Source organism: Neisseria sp. P0021.S007, from assembly GCF_051956855.1.
In genome coordinates, this window is sequence record NZ_JBQCXA010000088.1 from 1 (window position 1) to 1278 (window position 1278).

Genomic DNA, 1278 nt, shown 5'->3' on the forward strand with positions numbered 1-1278 from the left:
TATTAATATTGTGAAACTTATCTCTTTTATCTAAAAACATACTTATTAATTATTGAAATCTTTAATATTTTCAATTAATTCAAAACCCTTATTAGCTAACTCTAAAATCCCCGTAAAACAGGTAACTTTTTTTGCAATTTCTCCCATTTTAGAAAGGAGATTCTTACCAGTTTCTGTATTGCTCATGAATTCTTTATATTCATGATTGAAATACATATGACCAACAGTATTTTCTAGGGCTTCGATAATAGCTTCAGAACCAGTAATTGCATATTGATCAATGGATTCAATAAGACGCAAAAGATATTTTAGAATAGAAGACTTAACATTTTCTTCTATATTTTCAGAAATTAATATGTCCTGATATATGCTTTTTATAGAATTATTTATTTCAATTAGTTCACTTTCATCAATTTTTCTCAAAAATGAAAGTTGATTTTTTTCAAAATTAGCATCAATAATCTTAACAGAAGAATAAAGATATGAAGTCATATTTTCATCTAAATAACAAATGACCTCACCCCATTTTCTATCTAGTTCTACCGATTTACCAAGAAAAAACAATATGTTTCCCATCCAATTCTGACAATGCTCGATATAGTCAGGTTCATTTACTTGGAAATAGTTATTAATCTCCTCAATTAAATTTATAACTTTGCTAATCGAAAATAGAATATTACGATCACTAGCTTCATCATTAGTTAGATTTAAAATCTCCATCCACGCGCCTCTTGAAGTACGAAGTGATGGAACTCCTTTAGCTTTTTTAATAATTTTCAATAATCTTTGTGCTGGATTATCATAATAAGTATTAGACATTTTCTTCCATCCTTTGTTTTATTTCATTTTCAGACGACCTTTTAAACTCTAAAGGTCGTCTGAAAATCCCCCTTATCAAATCTTACAAGCCCCACCAGCGCAGCCGTCATCTTGAATATCGGCCTGTGTATCGTCCGCACCGTCTCGGGTGTTGTGGTAGTACAGGGTTTTGACGCCGTATTTGTAGGCGGTCAGCAGGTCTTTCAGCATTTGTTTCATGGAAACTTTGCTGCCTTCAAATTTGTTCGGGTCGTAGGCGGTATTGGCGGAAATCGATTGATCGACGAATTTTTGCATTACGCCGACGAGTTTCAGGTAGCCTTCGTTGCCGGGAAGTTGCCACAGGGTTTCGTAGGCATCTTTCAGGGTTTCAAATTCCGGTACGACTTGTTTCAAAATACCGTCTTTTGATGCTTTAACGCTGACCAGGCCACGTGGAGGCTCGATGCCGTTAGTGGC

General features: G+C 34.6%; 1 protein-coding gene and 1 pseudogene. Both read right to left on the reverse strand.

What is annotated here, in order from left to right; translation table 11 throughout:
• Window positions 1-45: 45 nt before the first annotated feature.
• On the reverse strand, window positions 46-819 hold the full coding sequence (locus ACTHUR_RS11315) for a hypothetical protein (RefSeq protein ID WP_107769047.1): 774 nt from the start codon (window positions 817-819) through the stop codon (window positions 46-48).
• A 75-nt stretch (window positions 820-894) separates the two neighbouring features.
• Window positions 895-1278: pseudogene (locus ACTHUR_RS11320) on the reverse strand (ribonucleotide-diphosphate reductase subunit alpha); the annotation flags it as partial.

Excerpts from the sequence above, each read along its gene's own strand:
- ACTHUR_RS11315 (WP_107769047.1), bottom strand. The coding sequence starts at position 819 with ATGTCTAATACTTATTATGATAATCCAGCACAAAGATTATTGAAAATT.